This is a genomic window from Rhizobium sp. CCGE 510, from assembly GCF_000292525.1.
Taxonomy (GTDB): Bacteria; Pseudomonadota; Alphaproteobacteria; order Rhizobiales; family Rhizobiaceae; genus Rhizobium.
Map to the genome: position 1 here is coordinate 126,656 of NZ_AEYF01000045.1, position 19,196 is coordinate 145,851.

The window sequence follows — 19,196 nt, forward strand, 5'->3', positions numbered from 1 at the left end:
TTTGTAAATTGCTTTCCAGCAGAGGCTGGCGAGAAATCAGCGCGATTTAGAACTCTTCCCAATCGCCGGCCAATGCTGCGTTCCCCTGGGCCGAATTTCCCTGGCCCGCATTGCGCTGAAACGACCTGCCTACCTTGGCAATCATCTGACGCGCCGGCGAGGACACCGGCTGAGCATGCTGTGCTGCGGCAGCGGGCTGCGTTGAGCGCTTCGATGCCACTGCGCCCCCGATGCTGAACTGACCCAGGAGCTGGAACAATGCGTCGGCTTCCTTGGCGAGGTTATGGGCGGCGGCTGTCGCTTCTTCCACCATGGCGGCGTTCTGCTGCGTGCCCTGATCCATCCTGTTGACGGCGGTGTTGATCTCCTTCAGCCCCGTTGCCTGCTCTTTCGAAGCACCGACGATCGCGCCGACATTGCCGTCGACCTGCTGCACCTGTGCGACAATCTCTTCCAAGGCTTTTCCGGTCTCGCCGACCAAGGCGACGCCGTTTTTCACGTGGCCGTTCGAAGCGTTGATCAGTTCCTTGATTTCCTTCGCAGCCTTGGCGGAACGTTGCGCCAATTCGCGCACTTCCTGGGCAACGACGGCAAACCCCTTGCCTGCTTCACCGGCGCGGGCGGCTTCGACGCCGGCATTCAGCGCAAGCAGGTTGGTCTGGAAGGCGATTTCATCGATGACGCCGATGATGCTGCCGATTTCAGTCGCCGAAGATTCGATCTTGCCCATGGCGTCGACCGCGCCCCGGACGACGCTGCCCGAACGCTCCGCGCTATCCTTCGTCTTGCGAACGAGCTGCCCAGCTTCCTGGGCCTTGTTGCTTGAGTCGGCGACTGTGGTGGTGATCTCCTCGAGCGCAGCGGCGGTTTCCTCGACGGATGCGGCCTGCTGTTCGGTCCGCTTGGCGAGATCGTCCGAGGAAGATCGGATCTCCTGTGCGCCGGCCGCAATCGCGCTCGCATTCTGGGCAACCTTCTGCATGGCGGCGCGGAGCTTTTCGACCGCCGTGTTGAAGTCGGCTCTGAGCTTTTCCAGAGATGGGATGAACGGCGTGTCGATCTGCTGTGTGAGGTCGCCGTTGGCCAGCGCCTGCAATGCATCGCCAAGTTGGCCGACCGCCCGGTCGGTCTGCTCGGCAAGCGTGCGGCGTTCATCGGCATCCTGCTCAAGCCGATGCCGTTCCGCGACAGCCCGCTTGGCTTCCACGTCAGCTTCCCGTTCGGCCTTTGTCGAAATGGCGTCACGCAAGCCGGCTACGGCGCGCGCAAGCCTGCCGATCTCGTCACCTCGCGCTTCGAGGCGACGATCGCCATCGAGATTGCCCTCCGCCATCGCTTTCAATGAAAGCTGCAGTCTTCCCAGCGGGCCGACGATCGTGCGCGCGGTGATCGCAGCCGCAACGATCGAAAGAAGAGCCGCGATGCCCAGCGCCGTCAGCACGATCGGCTTAAAGCCGCTTGCCGTGCTGCGAACCTCGCCGCCAATCGATTTGTTGAGTGCTTCCTGATAGTCGATGAATTTGTTGATGGCGCCCAGCCAGGAAACGAAGGCGGGCCTTGCCTGTTCGAGCAAGATTTTGCGGGCTGCCTCGCCATCGCCCTTTTCCTGCAGCGCAATGATCTGAGCGACCAGTGGATTGGTTTTCGCCTGTATGTCGGCGATCTCGCCCAGAATGGACTTTTCCTGATCCGTAGCACCTGCCGGAGATGCAATCATATCCGCCATGCGCTTTTCATTGTCGGCGTAGGTGGCCGCCAGCTTTTCGATCAATGCCTCGGCCGCCTTGCGTTCATCGGCAGAGGTGACCAGAGTGACGTCGCGAATGGCAATCGCCCGATCGTGCACGCTGCCGCGATAGTTGATGGCAAACCGCTGCTTGACGCTGTTAACGTCGTTGACCGTTCCAAGGTTGCTATTGATCTCAGCGACCTGCATCGTCGCGTAGATGCTCAGGCCGGCCATCAGCGCAATCAGAAAGCTGAAGCCAAGGGCGAGACGCATAGCGATCCCGAAACTTTTACTACTATTCATTGCCAAGCTCCATCGTGTTGGCGAGGTTTAAAGGTGTCTGTGACCAGGATCTGTCCTCGAATGCGTCCGCCGGGCACCACTGCGCGCGTCGCGTCTAAAGCGGGCGAGCGTCAGGGTAACAACGTCGATTCCATGCGAGATTTCGGGATACCTGGCCGGCCATCATGGCGTAGGTGACGATCCTCAGAACGTCGCTCCGATATCCCTAAAAATAGGAGTAGATATTTTAGAGAGTGTAAACGAAGCCGCCAGGGCATCACAATGTTGCGCTTTTTGTCTATTTTGTCGGATTTTTCGCCTTGAACGGCCCGACGTCGGTGCGGAAAACAATACACCAAGTTGTTTTGTTTGAATTGACGCACATCTCCTGTTGCAAAAGGACCGTTTGGATCCACTTGCCAGCAGTGACGTTCGTCGATGAAATTCGCCGCTAAGCTCCACTGTTTGAGAATTGTTAGAAGTTCTCAAAGACTATGTGTTGAGGAAAGAACGGGGCAGAGGTGGCAAAACGGGCGTCTTCCGAGTCAAGGCACGATCAGAACCTGGCAGCGAGCTGGCAGGGACTGCTCGATTGCGCCGTGCGCCTAGACTGGGAATGCCGCACCGGCGAAGCGCTCGAGGTGGCGGAGACTGCCTATGAGGCAGCACTCGAAGCGGGTGATGTTGCCGGAGCTTTGCGTGTTTCACATCGACTGGCGCTCATCCATTTCAACAAGGAGACGCTGGCTGAAGGCCTGAAGATCTGCCTGCGCGCCGAAACCTGGCTCCGATATTGCCAGGATCAGGCTGCGATCATTTCCCTGCAATCGGTCCATGGCGGCATTCTCGTGGCGCTCGGCGATCTGGAAACCGGCTTCACCCTGCTGACCGATTGCCAGAAACGCACCAAGTCCTGCCGGGATCCGTTAGCCAACTGGCGGGCGCGAACCGCCTATGCGGTGGCGCTGTTCGATTCGAACGACTTCGATCGCGCCGCCGAGGCAGCGGCTGAAAGCCTCAATTATGCGGAGGCGAGCGGCCTAGCCAAGGACTCTGTGCTGATCGCCCGCTCAATTGCGAGCCGCATGGCGGCGCGTGCGCTCGGCGAACATCGGCTGGCACGACAGGACATCGACAAGTCCCTGCTTGCGCGCACGCAAGCGCAGCTGCAATCGATCCTGGCCGAGGCTCAGGCAGAGAAGCTGAGCTATGAGATTGCCGAATGCCATTGTTATCTCGGGCTTCTGGCCTGGACAAACGGCGATGACGCCGTCGCGGCGGGCCGCTATGTCGCCGCCATTGCCGCCGCTCGGGTCGCGCAGGACGAAGTGCTGGAGGCGGAAACGTCCTACTGGTACGCTTATCTTCTGGCAGGGCGGGGCGCTTTCGATGAAGCACAGTCGCTGCTTGCAGGTATCGAAGCGATGGAGCAGGTTCTGGCTGTGCCGCGCATGAAGCTGCGCCATTTCGACATGCGCTTCCGGATTGCGGAAATGGCCGGCGACTGGCAGGCGGCGTTTGACTCTCACAAGATCTTTCATGAACTGGTGGTCGAGGATTATCGGCGGTTGGCCTCGGCACGAGCCTATACGATGAAGCTTGCGCTCGACCTGGAGACGATGCGCCGCAAGGAAGACAGTGCCCGGCTGGAGCGCGAGCGTCTGCTGGAGGAAAACCTGCGGCTTGCCGCCGAACAGCGCGCGGCCGTGCTGGCATCGCGCACCGATCCGCTGACCGGCCTCGGCAATCGCCGTGAATTGCAACTTAGATGTAGGGAGTGGGTCGAATCCGGCGTGACCCATGCGGCCCTGATGCTGGTCGATATCGACTATTTCAAACGCATCAACGACATCTTTTCCCATTCCATCGGCGATATCGTCCTGCGCCGGCTTGCCGGGTTGCTGGGCGACACCGGACCGGAAGGCAGCCTGGCAATCCGCATGGGCGGCGAAGAATTCCTCCTTCTGCTTGCCGGCAAGACAGCCACGGAAACCTTTACCGATGCCGAGCGGCTACGGCTGCTGGTGCAGGACCATGAATGGTCTGAGGTCGACCCGAAGCTTGACGTCACCTGCTCCATCGGCCTGGCGGACTGGTCCCTGGCCGACAGCCTGGAGGCGGCGCTGCATGTGGCGGACGCCAACCTCTACCTCGCCAAGAATTCCGGCCGCAACCGATGCGTAGCAGCGGCGACCTGACGCTTCAGTCGCGCAGCAGCGGCAGAAGCTGATCGCCCTGCCGCTTTATCTCGGAGAGATAGGGCGTGTCGGACAGCACGAAATGCGTGATGCCGAGATCCTGATACTTGCGCAGCGAGCGGGCGACATCCGCAGCCGATCCGACCAGCCACGTGGTGCCGGCGCCGCCGCCACCGAACTTGCCTGGCGCGGTATAGAGATTGTCGTCGAGAACGTCGCCGCGCTCATAGAGATCGAGCAGTCGCTGCTGACCGACGGCGAGCGCGCGCTGGTGATCGTGCCAACCGACGCCCTTGCCTCTGGCCATCTCCGCCACCTTTGCCTCGGCGTCGGCCCAGGCCTGTTCCGTGGTGTCCCGAACCAGCGTCGTTATCCGCAACCCGAATTCTAGTGGCGGAAGGTCGCGATCGAGCGCCCGGCTCAGGCCCTTGAGCCGCCCGATCCGCTCCCTGACGCCATCAAGCGGCTCGCCCCAGAAGAGCTGCACGTCGGCGTCGGTGGCCGCCACCCGTTCGGCCGCCTCGGAGGCGCCGCCGAAATAGAATTGGGGGTGCCGGCGGTCGCCGCGGATCTCGATGCGCGGCACGACGGTCGACTCGGCGACGCGGAAGTGCTCGCCGGCGACGGTGACATTTTCTTCGGTCCATAGCCTGCGGACCAGCCGCATGAACTCCTTAGTGCGGCCATATCGATGCGCCTGCTCACCCTCGCTGTCGCCATAGGCGGCCAGGTTGTCCTTGCCCGAGACGATGTTGATCCGCACCCGGCCACCGGTCAAGTGGTCCAGCGTCGCCGCCGCAGACGCGAAGTTGGCCGGCCGCCAATAACCCGGGCGGATCGCAATCAGCGGCTCGAAGGTGGTGGTCCGGGCGGCAAGCGAAGCCGCGACGGTGAAGGTGTCGGGACGGCCCCAGCCGGTGCCGATCAGCGCGCCCTTCCAGCCATGCTCCTCCAGCGCCCGCGCATGGCTGGTCAGCGTATCGAGGCTACTATGATTTTCGACGGCGGAATCGCCGCGATGACCGGCTTTGACGTCGTTGGGAATATACCAGAGAAATTCGGAATGATTGCTCATGCGATGCCGGTTCTGCGCGATTGGAAGAAGGAGGCCAGTCTGAGGGCCTCCGGGAAGATCATACGGCTGCCTGTGCCGCCTGCGCCTGAAGCGCAAAACCGTTCGGCGGGCGCTGGAGGCCGAGGTTCTCCCGCAGCGTCGTACCTTCATATTCGTGGCGGAACAGACCGCGCTTGCGCAGGATCGGCACGACCTGATCGACGAAGTCGGTGAGCGCGGTGGGCAGGACCGGCGGCATGATGTTGAAAGCGTCGGCGGCGCCATTCTCGAACCAGATCTGCATCGCATCGGCGATCTGCTCTGGCGTTCCGACCACGGTGCGATGGCCGCGTGCGGTCGCGACCGCCAGATAGAATTGGCGCAGCGTCAGATTGTTGCGCGATACCAGATCGGAAACCAGCTTGAGGCGACTTTTGTTGAGTTCGGTATTATCAGGCAAGGGCGGGGCGGGATCATCGAGCGAATAACCGGAAAGATCGACGCCCTTATAGTGGCGGGCAAGGATATTCCAGGCGATGGCGGGATGAACCAACGATTGGATATGGTCGTAATTCGCCTGGGCTTCGGCTTCCGTGCCGCCGAGAACCGGGAAAATGCCGGGACTGATCAGCAGTTCGTCCGGTCTTCTTCCGTATCGGGCGAGCCGCCCCTTGACGTCGGAATAGAATTCCTGCGCATCCTCGAAGGTCTGGTTGGCGGTAAAGATCATCTCGGCGGTGCGGGCGGCAAGTTCGCGCCCCGGTTCGGATGCACCTGCCTGCACGATAACGGGATAACCCTGAACCGGACGGCCGACGTTGAGCGGACCGGCCACCGAGAAGAACTTGCCCTTGTGATCGACGAGATGCACCTTGTCGGGATCGAGATAGACGCCGCTTTCCTTGTCGCGGATAAAGGCATCGTCCTCGTAGGAATCCCACAATCCCTTGACCAGATCGACGAATTCCTCGGCCCGCTCATAACGGTCGGCATGGGCGGGATGGCCTGCTATCGAGAAGTTCTTCGAAACGTCGGCACCCGTCGTGACGACGTTCCATGCCGCGCGACCCTTGGAAATATAATCCAGTGACGCGAACCTGCGGGCGAGAAGATAGGGATCCTCGTAGGTCGTCGATGCGGTGGCGACGAAACCAATATATTTGGTCGCCTGGGAGAGGGCGGCCCAAAGGGTCAGGGGCTCGAAATGAGCGCCCTGGGCAATGCGGCGAAACGCTTCCGGGTCCTTGGCGCGTTCCCATCCCGCCGGGCTGTCGGCGACGAAAACGAGGTCGAATTTTCCGCGCTCGGCTGTCTGCGCCAGTTCCCGGTAGTGATCGATATTGAGGCCGGCATCGGCCTGCGCATCCAGATGACGCCAGGCGGCAATGTGATGGCCCGTCGCCATGATGAAGGCGCCAAGCCGCATTTGTCTTTTCGATGTGCTCATTGGCTTAATCCCAGTGCAAATTGAGTGGTTGCTGACTTCAGGCTGCCTTGCGGCCCCGGGACGTCGACCCCGAGCCGGCGGAGAAGCTGGATCCGGAATTCTGCAAAGCGCGGATCGCCGTGATCGCGTGGTGTCGGCAGGTCGATCTTAAGATCCTCGATGAGGCGCCCTTCATCGAGGACCAGGATCCGGTCGGCCAGCGAAATTGCCTCCTCGACATCATGGGTTACAAGCAGCACGGCAGGGCGGTGCCTTGCGCACAATTCCCGCAGCAGATCGTGCATTTTCAGCCGGGTCAGCGCATCGAGAGCGCCGAAGGGTTCGTCGGCGAGAAGCAGGGCCGGTTCGCGCACCAGGGAACGGGCAAGCGCGACCCTTTGCTGTTCGCCGCCTGAAAGCTGGTTCGGCCACGCCGTTTCCCGCCCTTCAAGTCCCACTTCCGACAAAGCTTTCCTGCCGGCCTCCCGGCCGGAAGGCCCATGCAGGCCGAGCGTGACGTTTTGGATGACGTTGCGCCATGGCAGCAGGCGGGCGTCCTGGAAAACCACCGAAAGGCTTTCCGGCGTATCGAGAGTGCCGGTCCCCTCGACACCGTGACCGAGACCGGCAAGCGCTTTAAGGAATGTGCTTTTGCCGGAGCCGCTGCGGCCGAGCAGGGCAACGAATTCGCCTTCCGCGATATCGAGATCGACGCCGTCCAGGATCGTCTTTGCCGCAAACCGGCGTGTGAGATTTCGGATATGGACGGCGTTAGCTGGGGACTTCAGTTTGCCAGGGTGCGGCGCCATGAAAGGGCCCTCCGTTCGATGAGGCGGACGAGGCTGTCCGAGACCAGACCCAGCAGCACATAGACCACCAGGCCGACGAGGATGACGTCGGTCTGCCCGTAATTGCGGGCGAGATCGATCATATAACCGAGCCCGCTGGTGGCGTTGATCTGCTCGACGACGACGAGGGAAACCCAGCAGAGAGTGACGGCAAACCGCAGGCCGAGAAGGAAACCCGGCAGCGCCCCCGGCAACACCACCTGAAGGATGAAATCTTTCCGGCTCATGCGCAGCGTCTCGGCCAGTTCGACATAACGGCTGTCGATGCTGCGCAGCGCATTGTGGGTGTGGATGTAAATCGGCACGATGACGGCAAGCGCGATGGTCGTGACCTTCATGCTCTCGCCGATGCCGAACCACAGGATCAGCAGCGGGATCAGGGCCAGCGTCGGGATCGCGCGCTTGATCTGGACCGGTCCGTCGATCAGGGCTTCGCCGATCCGGGAGAGGCCGGCGACAAGGGCCAGGATAGTGCCGACCAGCAATCCAATGCTAAGGCCGAGCAAAGCGCGGGTCGCCGAGGTCACGAAATTGTCCTGCAGGCGACCCTGTTCTATGAGCCTTGCGAAAGCCTCGATCACCGTCCACGGCGCCGACAGGATACGCGGGTCGATCCATCCGAGCGCCGAGCCGACCACCCAGGTCAAGACCAGCAATGCCGGCCCGATCTGCAAGCCGAAAGGTATGGCGGGCCCAGGACCCAATCTTCGCCGCACGCGGGGGCCGGTTTTGCCGGCGAAGGTAGCCGGGCCGGCCGTTTTCGCCGCGCGTGGACCTGGATGCGCAATTCTGCCGCCGGATGTCAGCGATAGCTTCGCCTCGTCCGCATCCCAAATGGTTGCCATGCTTCAGATCTCCTCCTGGACGGAAAGTGGAAAATTACAGGCTCTTGGCCAAAGCCGCCGCACCCAGCTTTTCGAAGCGATTGTCGAAAATCTGTTCCACCTCGAACGGCTTGTTGCCGAGCTCGTCCGCCAGCAGGTTGATGGTTTCCTGGTGGCGCTTCTTCACGTCGCTCCAATCGGAGGGAACGATCTGTTCGCCGGTCATCTTGACGAGATATTCCCCATCTTCCTGGCTGAGACCCTGCTGACCGACGTAATATTCCTTGATCCAGAGATCCGGGTTGCGGTTCACCCATTCGGTGGCGCGCGCCCACAGGCCGACATATTCGGCAAGAGCGGCCGCCTTGGCGGGATCGTCCAGAACCCATTGCGGCGCATAAAGATGGCCGGGATCATCCCGCAGGCCATGTTCAAGTAGCGTGGCGCCGTCAGGTCCGTATTGGGTGATGTAGCGCCGTATATAGACGGTGCCGAGCGGCGCGATGTCGACCTGCTTGCTCGCCAAGGCTTTCGGATAGACGTCGCCGGTGCTCGGCAGTTCCACCAGAGTGACATCGCCGCTCTTCAGACCTGCAGCGTGAAGAGCGCGCAGAACGAGCGTGCCCTGGGCTTGACCGGGGCTAAAGGCGATGCGCTTGCCGCGGAAATCCGCAAGCGTCTTGACCTCAGCGCCTGGCGCAATGCCGAAGCGGTAGATCGGATTGGCGATCGGGTCGCGGCGTTCGCGGTAGGCGATGTTGCGGACGGGCAGGTTGTTCCAGTTGGCGAAGATCGAGGGGATCTCGGCCACCGACCCGACATCGAGCGCGTGGGCCCGGAAAGCTTCCGACGTCTGCGGACCGCCGCTGATATTGGCCCATTTCACTTCGAACGTGAGCTCCTTATCGAGACCGGACACTTCGAGCGCCTTCTGGGTGACCGGATCGCCGATCGTCAGTACGGTGCCTGGCGGCACTTTGGCAAGCAGGGGAGCATCCGCCTGCGCCGCAGTGGGATTGTGCATGGCGCCGAAGCCGAGCAGACTGAACAACGCAATTTTGAATGTCTTAGCCAATGTCATCGTCGATCTTCCCGTTTCGATTGCTGATTGCAGGAACGATGCACGCTAAGATCGGGTATAATCTACTAAATCGATAGACTATTTAGTTTAATAATAACGCCTTCGATAAAAAATTGTCCTGAAAAGCCGGGCCGCCGTAACTGTTGGGTCCCGCATGAGGGCGCGTGTCCAGAATCGAAAAAGCGCCCGCAACTCGTCGCAAGCGCCTCCCGTTAGGTTTGGATCGTCGGATATCAGGCAATATGCGGTGGGTATTCGTTGGCCGAGAATACGTGATGATGCACCTTACCAGTGAAGAGTTGCAGCAGCTCACCGGTAACCTCGCGGCTTTCGGACCGCACATCGGAAAGAAGCGCCGCCTTCACCGCATCCATATCCGGATAACGAATGGCGAGGGCCATGGCGTATACCGGGGCGCCTTCGTCGCGCTCCATCCCGTCCAGTACCCGGACTTCCTCGGCGCCGGGAAATTTCGTCCAGAGCGGGACGAGCCGCTGTTTCACGAAGTCGCGGAATTCCTCTTCGCGGCCGGGATGGATTTCGCCTTCAAACAAAGCATAACGAATGATCATAAGTTCTCTCTTCCAAAACTCGCCAGAGCTGGATCGATTTGAAGCGATATCGTGAGGAGAGGGCATATCTGTCGATACGCCCTCTCGCTGTGATGCTTATTTGCCCCAGACTTTTTTGTACTGATCGCGGTAGCCGTTATCGGGATCGAAGCTGTTCTTCGGTCCACCGTCGAACTCGACGTTCGCGCTGGTCACCACATGCAGTGGCGACACGTAGCCCGACCACGGAACGCCCGCAAAGGCGCGGTTAAGCTCATCAACGAGCTGCCAGCCCTGCAGGTTGAGCGGCTCGGCAACCGTGACGGCCTGGAACTGCTTGGCGCGGATACGCTGGTAGGCGCTCTCCGAACCGTCGCCGGCTGCAACGTTCACCGGTTTTCCATCGCCGGCAATGCCGGCCGAAGCAAGCGAAGGCCCCATGAAGTCGTAATAGAGGTCGTTGATCGCCAGCGAATGTGTCCACTTGGCGCCATATTTCTGCAGCAGCGACGTGGTCAGCTGCGGCATGCGCTGGGAGGTTTCGGCGATCGGCGTGTCGACATATTCGAGCACGGTGCCGCCGAGATCCTCGATCTCCTTCTTCATGCGGTCGGCCTTGGCGATCGCGATGGCATAGGTCGAGTCGGTGAAGATGATAACGCCAGGCTTGCCGCCCGCGTCGGCGAAGGCCCAATCGGCGGCGGACTTCGAGACTTCCATCGCATCGGTGGTCACGTTTGCGAAGACGCCGACTTCGGGAACCGGACCGACAGCCGAAGCGGCGTGCCAGGAAACCATCGGAATGCCGGCCGCCTTGGCCGCTTCCATCGCCGGCTTCTGTTCGACGGCGTCAAAGCCGTTGATGATGATGCCATCCGGCTTCAGCGCCATCGCCTGGCCGAACGCCGCCGTCCGTCCGCCGATCGAACCGGCGCCGTCAAGCGCTTTCACGGTCCAACCCAGCGCGCCTGCCGCTTCCTGAACGCCGTTGACCACGCCGAGGATGCCGCCGTTCTTCATGTCGCCAGCCAGAATGACAATGTTCTTTCCGCTGGCGCCCTTAGGGCCGCTCGTCGGGCCATCCCAGGCGCTCACCTTGGAAGCATATTTGTCGACCACCGCCTTGGCGTCGGCCATCGAGTCGGCCAATGCCGGCATGCTGAGCATAACGGCGACGGTTGCGACCGTTGCCTGCAATAAAGTCCTGCGCTTCATGTTCACTCCTCCATTTTGTTTGTTGTGAGATGCCGGGCTGAGCCGGCATCCTCATTTGGATGCGGGTGTGATCCTCCTCACAGCTCCGCGCTTGCGCTGGGCGTAACCTGCAATGCCGATGGCAATCAGCAGGGTGACGCCGTTGAACAGCGGTTCGACGAAGAACGACCCGCCGAATTGCTGAATTCCCGATATGCCGACCGCAAGAATGATGACGCCGATCAGGGTGCCCCAGACGTTGACCCGCCCCGGCTTGATCGTCGTCGATCCCAAGAATGCGCCGACAAGCGCCGGCAGCAGATATTCGAGGCCGACGCTCGCCTGGCCGATGCGCAGCTTCGAGGCGAGAAGGACCCCGGTCAGAGCCGCCAGCAGACCTGATGTGACGAATGCGCCGATCACGAACTTGCGGACCGGAATGCCGTTGAGGGCCGCAGCCTTTGGATTGGCGCCGATAGCGTAGAGGTAACGGCCGATCGGCAGGTATTCGAGCACGATCCACATGCAGATCGCGATCAGGAGCACGTAGAAGCCGGTGATCGGCAGGCCGAACAGCATGGTGCCGTTCAGCGCATAGAAACCCTCAGGCAAGACCCCGACCACCTGCCGCCCGCCGGTGTGCCAAAGGGCAAGCGCGTAGAGAACCGTTCCCGTGCCGAGCGTGGCGATGAAGCTGTCGATCTTCGCAACCTCGACCAGCAGGCCGTTGATGAAGCCGGTGAAGACGCCGAGCGCGAGTACGATAAGGACCGCGACCGGCCAGGGCAGGCCGTAGGCCGTCTGCAGGCTGATGGCGAGAATGTGCCAGAGCACGATGCCGTAGCCGACGGTGAGATCGATCCGGCCCGATGCCATCGGGATCATCGCGGCGAGCGACAGAAGAGCAATGATTGCCTTGTCTGAGACAATCGAGCGGACGTTCAACACGGTCGGGAACGTATCGGGCAGCAGGATCGAGAAGATCACGATCAGACCGACGGTCAGGATCACCAGCCCGTAGACCGGGATCAGGCGTCCGATCTTCTGTCCTGTGGACAGGCCGGCCATTTCACTCTTGGTCGGCTCCAGCGCCGTGGATTCAATGGATTGCATGGCTGTTCTCCCGATGGCTCAAGCGGCTTCCGATGCGGAGGCGGCTGTGATGACCGCCTCCGTCGTCAGAGCGCTTGCAGTCAGTTCGCTGACGATTTTGCCGCGCGAGAAGACCAGCGCGCGGTGGCAGATATGGGCGATTTCCTCGAAATCCGTCGAGACGACGACGACCGCGAGACCGGCCTCGAGCGCCTGGGTGATCAGACGGTAGATCTCCGCACGCGCCCCGATGTCGACGCCGGCAGTCGGATCCTCGGCGATCAGCAGCTTGCGCCCGGTCGCCAGCCAGCGGCCGACGACCACTTTCTGCTGGTTGCCGCCCGACAGCGCCTCCACCGGCAGATCCGGATCGTTCGGCCGGAGGCCGACCGTGTGGCCGATCGCATGGGCAAGGTCGGCTTCGCCACGCGGCGACAGAAAGGAAAAGAGCCCGCGGCCAACGGCGCCCGGATTGAGATAGGTATTTTCCCGGATGGACAGCGACAGCGCCACGGATTCCTCCGTCCGGTCACGGGCGATCAGTCCGATGCCCGACGCCATGGCCCGCAGCGGGCTCGAAAGATCAGGGGCCTCGCCGTGCAGCAGAATGGAACCGTTGAAGGGCTCGCAGCCGAACAGCGCCCGGCCGATCCGTTCCTGACCGGCGCCTCGCAATCCAGCCAGTCCGAGAAGCTCCCCCTCGCGGATATCGAAGGATATCGGGCTCGTACCGGCGCAAACGAGATCGCGCACCTCAACGATCGTCTTACCAGGCGTGATCGCGGCCTTGGAAAAGAGACTATCGCTGCTGCGACCGATGATCATCGACACCAGCTCGTCGGGGGTCGTCTCGCTGACCGGCTTCTGTCCGACCATGCATCCGTCACGCAGAACGGCGACCCGATCGGCAATACGGAAAATCTCGTCGAGCCTGTGGGAGACGTAGATCATGCCGACACCGCGATCCTTTAACGGTCGGATCGCATTGAACAGCCGGTCGACTTCATCGGCGGGCAGGCTCGCCGTCGGCTCGTCGAGCACCAGGACATCGGCTTCGACGGCAAGTGCGCGGGCGATGGCGACAAGCGATTTTTCGGTGCGCGACAACGTCGAGACCCGCGTGGTGGGGTCAAAATCGCAGCCGACCAGTTTCAGGGCTTCCTTGGCGCGCGCCTGTGTCCTGTTCCAATCGATAAGGCCGCGACGCATCGAAAACCCCTGCGACAGGCCCATATTCTCGCCGACGGTCATCCACTCGATCAGACCGAGATCCTGATGGATGAAGGCGACCGGCTGCCGCTCGTTCGGCTTCGGCGGACGATGGTGGTAGCTCTCGCCACGGAAAAGAATGTCGCCATGATCGGGCTTGTAGATGCCGGCAAGCGTCTTGATCAGCGTCGACTTGCCGGCGCCGTTTTCCCCCAGCAGCGCGAGAATTTCTCCTTCGCGCAAATCGATCGAGACGTCACGCAGCGCCTGCGTGCCGCCGAAGCACTTGGTGATCGATTGGAACTCCAGCAGTCTCTTGGCTTCCACTGTGGCTCCTCCCAAAGCTGCGGTTGTCATTGGCTGTATGTTATCGATAACATTCGTCGATGGTCAAGCGGAAAGATGACGATCTCGAATTTCCAACGAAGATTGGCGTCAGCCGGCCTGAAGCCCGTCGAGAAGGTGCATCATTTCGGCGGAATCCTTCGGCCCGAGCCCGGCGGCGCAGAGCAGCCGGTGGATTTCGACTACCGCGCCGGTCATCGGCAATGGCGTCTTCGTTTTCAGCGCAAACGCCTGCAGCGAATCCAGGTCCTTCAGCATGTTGTCGATCCTGCCAGTCGGGGAGAAATCCCGGGCAGCGAATTTGGCCATGAATTCCTGCATGATCCGATTGTCCGCCCGGCCGCCGGCAAGGGCTGCCGGGATGGCTGAGGGATCGACGCCGCCGGCTTCGGCGAGCTTGACGGCTTCAGCGACGGCTTGAAACAGCACGGCGCAAAACAGCTGATTGATCAGCTTCGTGGTCTGCCCGGCGCCGGATGCGCCCATCAGCGTGTAATTGGCGGCAAGATGCCGCATCAGTACACGGGCCCGTTCGAAATCTTCAGGGCTGCCGCCGGCCATGATCGTCAGGCGCCCGCTCAGCGCACCGGGCACGCCGCCGGACAGCGGGCAATCCACCCATGCCATGCCCGTTTCCCGGCGCAGTCGCATCGCCATGTCGCCGGTGTCGGCCGGGTCGATGGAGGACATGTCGATCAGCAGCTTGTCGGCGCTCGCCGCCGCCGCAACGCCCTTCTCGCCGAAGACGACGGCACGGACGATGTTCGCATGATTAAGGCTGAGCACGCAGAATTCCGATGCCGAGACCGCAGCCTGCACGGAATTCGCCGCGTGCGCACCCTTGGCGGTCAATGCCGCAACCTTTTCGGCATCGAGATCGAAGACGGAGACCTTGTGCCCGGTTTCGATCAACCGGGTGACGATTGCCGTTCCCATGATGCCTGCGCCGATAACCGCGACATCGGCTCTGTAGTCATCCTGCATAATTGTCTCCTCCCTTGACGGCCGCGCCGCTCAGCCCTTTGCAAGCCAGCGCCACTATGTCGTCCAACGCATTATCGATCGCCACCGTCACCACGTGAGCTTCGCCGGCCGGCGGCTCCAGCGCCTGCAGCTGGCTATCAAGCAACGACGCCGGCATGAAATGACCCTTGCGGGCCTGCATCCGCGACAAAAGAAGGTCGCGGGAGCCCTCCAGGAAAACGAAAGCAAGACGCCCGCCCGCCGCCTGCCGCAACCTGTCCCGATAGGTTTTCTTGAGCGCCGAACACGAAATCACCAATCCCTGCGATGCTTTTTGCGCAGTGGCTATTTCCGCACCGATCCGGTCGAGCCAGGGCAGGCGGTCGTCGTCGGTCAGCGGGATGCCCTCGGCCATCTTCGCGACATTTCCAACGGGGTGAAGTTGATCGCCCTCGACAAATCGCATGTCGTATTCAGCGGCGATGCGTTCTCCAACCGAGGATTTGCCGCAGCCGCTTACGCCCATGACAACGACGGCAAGAGGCGGTGTCTTTCGTTCGAAGTCCATTGTCTCGTCTCTATCAGAGGCAGGTCGTGATGCCGCCGTCGACATAAAGCGTGTGGCCGTTGATGAAGGACGAACCGCCGCCCGACAGGAAAACGGCAGCGCCGACCAGTTCCTCGACATTGCCCCACCGTCCGGCCGGCGTCCGCTTCTCGAGCCAGGACGAGAATTCGGGATTGTCGACGAGCGCCTGGTTAAGCGGCGTCTTGAAATAACCTGGTGCAATCGCGTTGATCTGCAGACCGTGCTTGGCCCAGTCGGCGCACATGCCGCGCGTCAGATTGCGCACAGCGCCCTTGGTCGCCGTATAGGGAGCAATGCCGGGACGGGCGAGTTCGCTCTGCACCGAGGCAATGTTGATGATCTTGCCCTGGCCGCGAGCGATCATGGCTTTGGCGGCCGCCTGGCCGACATAAAACACGCTCGAAATATTGGTGCTCAGCAGCAGTTCCCATTTGTCCGCCGGAAACTCTTCCAGCGGGCTGCGAAACTGCATGCCGGCATTGTTGATCAGGATGTCGAGCGGCCCGATATCGGCTTCGACCGCGTCGATGCCCTGTTTGGCCGCATCCCTGCTGGTCACGTCGAAGATCGCCGCATGGGCAGACAGGCCCTGAGCCTTCAGGCTCTCGACTGCGCGTTTGACGGTTTCGGGCGTGCGGCCGTTGATGATGACCTCGGCGCCGTGCTGGGCCAGGCCTTCGGCCAGGGCATAGCCGATCCCTTGGCTGGAGCCGGTGATCAGGGCAAGCCGTCCAGTCAGATCAAACAGGTTCTTCATGCAAATAACTCCTCCAGTGTCGCTGCGAATGACCGCTTATACCGCCACTCGCGGTGAAACTCACTTGACATCCCACTTTCGAATTATATGTTATCGATAACATAATCAACTGGCAAAATGCGGGACGGAGACGGAATGGCTGAGGTAGAAATCTTGATGACCGGAGCCTATCCGGAATGGGATATGACCGATCTGGAGGCGAAGTATCGCGTCCATCGCCTGTGGGAAGCGACAGACCGGCAGCAACTGATCGCAAGGGTCGGCAAAGATATTCGCGCCATCGCAACGCGTGGTGAACTCGGCGCGTCCGCCGAACTGATGAAGCAATTGCCGAAACTGGAAATCGTCTCCTGTTATGGCGTCGGCACCGACGCAATCGACCTGTCTTATGCCCGCGCCAACGGCATTCGCGTGACCAATACCCCCGATGTGCTCACCGAAGATGTGGCCGACATCGCCATCGGCCTGCTGCTTGCCACGGCGAGACAGATCACGCAGGCGGATGCCTTCGTCCGCGCCGGCCAGTGGGGCAATATCGCCATGCCGCTGGTGACGCGCGTCTCCGGCAAGAAGGTCGGGATCGTCGGCATGGGCCGGATCGGCAAGGCAATCGCCAAAAGGGCTGCTGCTTTCGGCTGCGATATCGCCTATTTCACCCGCAACGAGCACGCGGATGTTGCCTATGCCTACCAGTCCGACCTGTTGGCGCTTGCCGATTGGGCTGATTTCCTGGTCGTCATCGTTCCGGGAGGGGAGGCGACTGTGAAGATCATCAACGCTGATGTGCTGAAAGCCCTCGGCCCCAACGGCATTTTGATCAATGTTTCGCGCGGGACCACCGTCGACGAAGAGGCACTGATCGCCGCACTGCAAGACCGCAGCATTCAGGCTGCAGGCCTCGACGTCTTCCTGAACGAACCCAGGATCGATGCGCGTTTTCTGGGGCTTCAAAACGTTGTGTTGCAGCCCCATCATGGCTCCGGTACCGTCGAGACACGCAAGGCCATGGGCCAACTGGTCAGAGACAATCTCGCTGCGCATTTTGCCGGTCGCGCGCTTCCAACTCCCGTCGTATGAGGATTTCGGTATGAAAGCCATCGTCATTCATGCCGCCAAGGATCTCAGGATCGAAGAGCGTGAGCCGGAGGTTGCCGGCGTCGGGCAGGTTGAGATTGCCATCGAAGCCGGCGGCATCTGCGGTTCCGACCTGCACTATTATAATCACGGCGGTTTTGGCACCGTTCGCCTGCGCGAGCCGATGATCCTCGGCCATGAGATTGCCGGGACGGTCAAGGCACTGGGCGCCGGCGTTGCCGATCTTGCCGTGGGAGACCGTGTTGCGGTTTCCCCGAGCCGGCCGTGCAACCATTGCCAATATTGCCTGAAGGGACAGCAAAACCACTGCCTCAACATGCGGTTTTATGGCAGCGCCATGCCGATGCCGCATATTCAGGGCGGTTTTCGCCAGCGGCTGGTGGCGGAGCGCTGGCAATGCCACAAGGTCACTGAAGGCATTTCCATTCACGAAGCCGCCTTCGCCGAACCCTTTGCCGTAACTTTGCATGCGGCAAACCGCGCCGGATCGCTGCTCGGCAAACGGGTGCTCGTCACCGGCTGCGGCCCCATCGGGATGTTGGCAATCGTTGCGGCGCGCGTTCTTGGCGCCCGCGAAATCGTCGCAACTGACGTGACCGATAGCGTTCTGACCATCGCCCGCACCAGCGGCGCGGATCGAACGATCAATGTCGCCACTCACGCTTCCGACCTTGCGGCTTACAGCGCCGAAAAAGGATATTTCGACGTCATGTTCGAGGCGTCGGGCAATGAGCGGGCGGTGCGCGCCGGACTGGAGACGCTGAAGCCCCGCGCCGTTCTGGTGCAGTTGGGCCTCGGTGGTGATGTCTCCATCCCACAGAACATGATCGTCGCCAAAGAAATCGAGATGCGCGGGACGTTCCGTTTTCACGAGGAATTCGCGCTCGCCGTCGAGCTGATCAACGCGCGCCGCGTCGATCTGAAACCGCTGCTGACGGGCGTTTTTGCAATCGACGAGGCCGTTGCCGCCTTCGAATTGGCAGGTGACCGCAGCAAATCGATGAAAGTCCAGATCGCCTTCTGATGTCGGCGTCCAACTATTGGAGCAATTCCAGGAAAAATGTGGCGCGGTTTCCCTAGGGTGTGTCGTCAGTTCCATGTCTTGCTGGGCAAGATTCCCAAATCGGATTTTATGTGATTCATAGCAGACCGGCCACTGGAGGGCTGGTTATGACACGTCGTTATGGATTGCGAGACGATCAATGGGATCGGATCAAGGACCTTCTGCCTGGGCGGGAAGGTCATGTTGGCGGCACGGCGGCCGATAATCGCCTGTTCGTGGAAGCTGTGCTTTACAGATACCGTGCCGGAATACCCTGGCGCGATCTTCCTGAGCGGTTCGGAGACTGGAAGATCGTCCACAAGCGGATGCGCCGATGGTGCGAAGGCGGCGTCTTCGAGCGTATATTCAAACACTTGGCCGCCGATCACGACAATGAATATATGATGCTGGATTCCACCGTCGTGCGCGCCCACCAGCATAGTGCTGGCGCGCAAAAAGGGGGGACCAGGCGATCGGCCGATCCCGTGGGGGACTGACGACGAAGATCCATGTGATCGCCGATGCGCTCGGAAATCCGGTTGCGATCTCACTGACCCCGGGCCAGACATCAGACCTGGCACAGGCCCAGCCTCTTCTAGAAGAAGTTGATCCTCAGGCATTCTTGGCTGACAAAGCCTATGATGCCGACGCACTCATCGACCATCTCAAAGCCCGCCACATCACCCCGGTGATTCCGCCAAAAGCCAATCGCATTACGCCCAGACCAACAGACTTCGCACTTTATTGCGAGCGCAATCTCATCGAACGTTTCTTTAATAATCTCAAACAATTCAGAGCTATAGCAACGCGATACGACAAACTCGCCGCCACCTTTCTCGGAGCCGTTCAACTCGTCGCCGCTTTCATTTCCCTCAACTGACGGCAGGCCCTAGGCAAAGCGCCAAGCACTTTTCCCG

The 19,196-nt window shown here is 61.0% G+C and carries 17 protein-coding genes; 4 read left to right on the forward strand and 13 right to left on the reverse strand.

What is annotated here, in order from left to right:
- Nucleotides 1-46 precede the first annotated feature (46 nt).
- Nucleotides 47-2,032 carry a methyl-accepting chemotaxis protein gene (locus RCCGE510_RS24695; protein WP_037079647.1) on the reverse strand — a complete coding sequence of 662 codons (1,986 nt, stop codon included), beginning with the start codon at nt 2,030-2,032 and terminating at the stop codon, nt 47-49.
- Nucleotides 2,033-2,532: 500 nt separating this feature from the next.
- Here RCCGE510_RS24695 and RCCGE510_RS24700 point away from each other — a divergent pair, with 500 nt between their 5' ends.
- Nucleotides 2,533-4,209, forward strand: coding sequence for a GGDEF domain-containing protein (locus tag RCCGE510_RS24700; protein ID WP_007634462.1), 1,677 nt, complete (start codon nt 2,533-2,535; stop codon nt 4,207-4,209).
- A gap of 4 nt (nt 4,210-4,213) precedes the next feature.
- Here RCCGE510_RS24700 and RCCGE510_RS24705 read toward each other — a convergent pair whose 3' ends face one another.
- From RCCGE510_RS24705 to RCCGE510_RS24760, 12 genes are all read right to left on the reverse strand, one after another.
- Nucleotides 4,214-5,284 (reverse strand): LLM class flavin-dependent oxidoreductase, encoded by a 1,071-nt coding sequence (locus RCCGE510_RS24705; RefSeq protein ID WP_007634464.1) that lies wholly within the window; start codon nt 5,282-5,284, stop codon nt 4,214-4,216.
- 58 nt (nt 5,285-5,342) lie between these two features.
- A complete protein-coding gene (locus RCCGE510_RS24710) occupies nt 5,343-6,710 on the reverse strand; it encodes an LLM class flavin-dependent oxidoreductase (RefSeq protein ID WP_037079650.1) in 1,368 nt (455 codons plus the stop codon).
- Nucleotides 6,707-7,498, reverse strand: coding sequence for an ABC transporter ATP-binding protein (locus RCCGE510_RS24715; RefSeq protein WP_007634466.1), 792 nt, complete (start codon nt 7,496-7,498; stop codon nt 6,707-6,709). Before RCCGE510_RS24715 ends, RCCGE510_RS24710 begins: the two co-directional genes overlap by 4 nt.
- Nucleotides 7,474-8,382 (reverse strand): ABC transporter permease, encoded by a 909-nt coding sequence (locus tag RCCGE510_RS24720; protein WP_007634467.1) that lies wholly within the window; start codon nt 8,380-8,382, stop codon nt 7,474-7,476. Before RCCGE510_RS24720 ends, RCCGE510_RS24715 begins: the two co-directional genes overlap by 25 nt.
- A 34-nt stretch (nt 8,383-8,416) precedes the next feature.
- The gene (locus tag RCCGE510_RS24725; protein ID WP_007634468.1) at nt 8,417-9,442 is read right to left on the reverse strand and encodes an ABC transporter substrate-binding protein; all 1,026 of its coding nucleotides are present in this window, start codon (nt 9,440-9,442) and stop codon (nt 8,417-8,419) included.
- A 233-nt stretch (nt 9,443-9,675) separates the two neighbouring features.
- On the reverse strand, nt 9,676-10,014 hold the full coding sequence (locus tag RCCGE510_RS24730; protein WP_007634469.1) for a hypothetical protein: 339 nt from the start codon (nt 10,012-10,014) through the stop codon (nt 9,676-9,678).
- 96 nt (nt 10,015-10,110) lie between these two features.
- Entirely contained in the window at nt 10,111-11,208 is a 1,098-nt protein-coding gene (locus tag RCCGE510_RS24735) for a substrate-binding domain-containing protein (protein ID WP_007634470.1), read from the reverse strand.
- A 51-nt stretch (nt 11,209-11,259) separates the two neighbouring features.
- Nucleotides 11,260-12,300, reverse strand: coding sequence for an ABC transporter permease (locus tag RCCGE510_RS24740; protein WP_007634471.1), 1,041 nt, complete (start codon nt 12,298-12,300; stop codon nt 11,260-11,262).
- Nucleotides 12,301-12,318: 18 nt separating this feature from the next.
- Entirely contained in the window at nt 12,319-13,815 is a 1,497-nt protein-coding gene (locus tag RCCGE510_RS24745; protein WP_007634472.1) for a sugar ABC transporter ATP-binding protein, read from the reverse strand.
- Between the two features lie 108 nt (nt 13,816-13,923).
- Entirely contained in the window at nt 13,924-14,817 is an 894-nt protein-coding gene (locus RCCGE510_RS24750; protein WP_007634473.1) for an NAD(P)-dependent oxidoreductase, read from the reverse strand.
- On the reverse strand, nt 14,807-15,364 hold the full coding sequence (locus tag RCCGE510_RS24755; protein ID WP_007634474.1) for a gluconokinase: 558 nt from the start codon (nt 15,362-15,364) through the stop codon (nt 14,807-14,809). Before RCCGE510_RS24755 ends, RCCGE510_RS24750 begins: the two co-directional genes overlap by 11 nt.
- Nucleotides 15,365-15,377: 13 nt before the next feature.
- Nucleotides 15,378-16,142 (reverse strand): SDR family oxidoreductase, encoded by a 765-nt coding sequence (locus tag RCCGE510_RS24760; protein WP_007634475.1) that lies wholly within the window; start codon nt 16,140-16,142, stop codon nt 15,378-15,380.
- Nucleotides 16,143-16,277: 135 nt separating this feature from the next.
- Here RCCGE510_RS24760 and RCCGE510_RS24765 point away from each other — a divergent pair, with 135 nt between their 5' ends.
- The 3 genes from RCCGE510_RS24765 to RCCGE510_RS33720 all read left to right on the forward strand — a co-directional run bounded on the left by RCCGE510_RS24765 (nt 16,278) and on the right by RCCGE510_RS33720 (nt 19,159).
- A complete protein-coding gene (locus RCCGE510_RS24765; protein ID WP_007634477.1) occupies nt 16,278-17,219 on the forward strand; it encodes a 2-hydroxyacid dehydrogenase in 942 nt (313 codons plus the stop codon).
- A gap of 10 nt (nt 17,220-17,229) precedes the next feature.
- Nucleotides 17,230-18,261, forward strand: coding sequence for an L-idonate 5-dehydrogenase (locus RCCGE510_RS24770; protein WP_007634479.1), 1,032 nt, complete (start codon nt 17,230-17,232; stop codon nt 18,259-18,261).
- Nucleotides 18,262-18,407: 146 nt separating this feature from the next.
- Nucleotides 18,408-19,159 (forward strand): IS5 family transposase gene (locus RCCGE510_RS33720; protein WP_085989775.1). Its coding sequence is split into 2 segments (ribosomal slippage): nt 18,408-18,744 and nt 18,744-19,159, totalling 753 coding nucleotides; the frame shifts between segments, so codons are not numbered across the junction.
- Nucleotides 19,160-19,196: the final 37 nt, after the last annotated feature.

Bases quoted from the DNA above. Each gene is read 5' to 3' on its own strand.
- RCCGE510_RS24695 (WP_037079647.1), bottom strand. From the start codon at position 2,032: ATGAATAGTAGTAAAAGTTTCGGGATCGCTATGCGTCTCGCCCTTGGC.
- RCCGE510_RS24705 (WP_007634464.1), bottom strand. From the start codon at position 5,284: ATGAGCAATCATTCCGAATTTCTCTGGTATATTCCCAACGACGTCAAA.
- RCCGE510_RS24710 (WP_037079650.1), bottom strand. From the start codon at position 6,710: ATGAGCACATCGAAAAGACAAATGCGGCTTGGCGCCTTCATCATGGCG.
- RCCGE510_RS24715 (WP_007634466.1), bottom strand. From the start codon at position 7,498: ATGGCGCCGCACCCTGGCAAACTGAAGTCCCCAGCTAACGCCGTCCAT.
- RCCGE510_RS24720 (WP_007634467.1), bottom strand. From the start codon at position 8,382: ATGGCAACCATTTGGGATGCGGACGAGGCGAAGCTATCGCTGACATCC.
- RCCGE510_RS24725 (WP_007634468.1), bottom strand. From the start codon at position 9,442: ATGACATTGGCTAAGACATTCAAAATTGCGTTGTTCAGTCTGCTCGGC.
- RCCGE510_RS24730 (WP_007634469.1), bottom strand. From the start codon at position 10,014: ATGATCATTCGTTATGCTTTGTTTGAAGGCGAAATCCATCCCGGCCGC.
- RCCGE510_RS24735 (WP_007634470.1), bottom strand. From the start codon at position 11,208: ATGAAGCGCAGGACTTTATTGCAGGCAACGGTCGCAACCGTCGCCGTT.
- RCCGE510_RS24740 (WP_007634471.1), bottom strand. From the start codon at position 12,300: ATGCAATCCATTGAATCCACGGCGCTGGAGCCGACCAAGAGTGAAATG.
- RCCGE510_RS24750 (WP_007634473.1), bottom strand. From the start codon at position 14,817: ATGCAGGATGACTACAGAGCCGATGTCGCGGTTATCGGCGCAGGCATC.
- RCCGE510_RS24755 (WP_007634474.1), bottom strand. From the start codon at position 15,364: ATGGACTTCGAACGAAAGACACCGCCTCTTGCCGTCGTTGTCATGGGC.
- RCCGE510_RS24760 (WP_007634475.1), bottom strand. From the start codon at position 16,142: ATGAAGAACCTGTTTGATCTGACTGGACGGCTTGCCCTGATCACCGGC.
- RCCGE510_RS24765 (WP_007634477.1), top strand. From the start codon at position 16,278: ATGGCTGAGGTAGAAATCTTGATGACCGGAGCCTATCCGGAATGGGAT.
- RCCGE510_RS24770 (WP_007634479.1), top strand. From the start codon at position 17,230: ATGAAAGCCATCGTCATTCATGCCGCCAAGGATCTCAGGATCGAAGAG.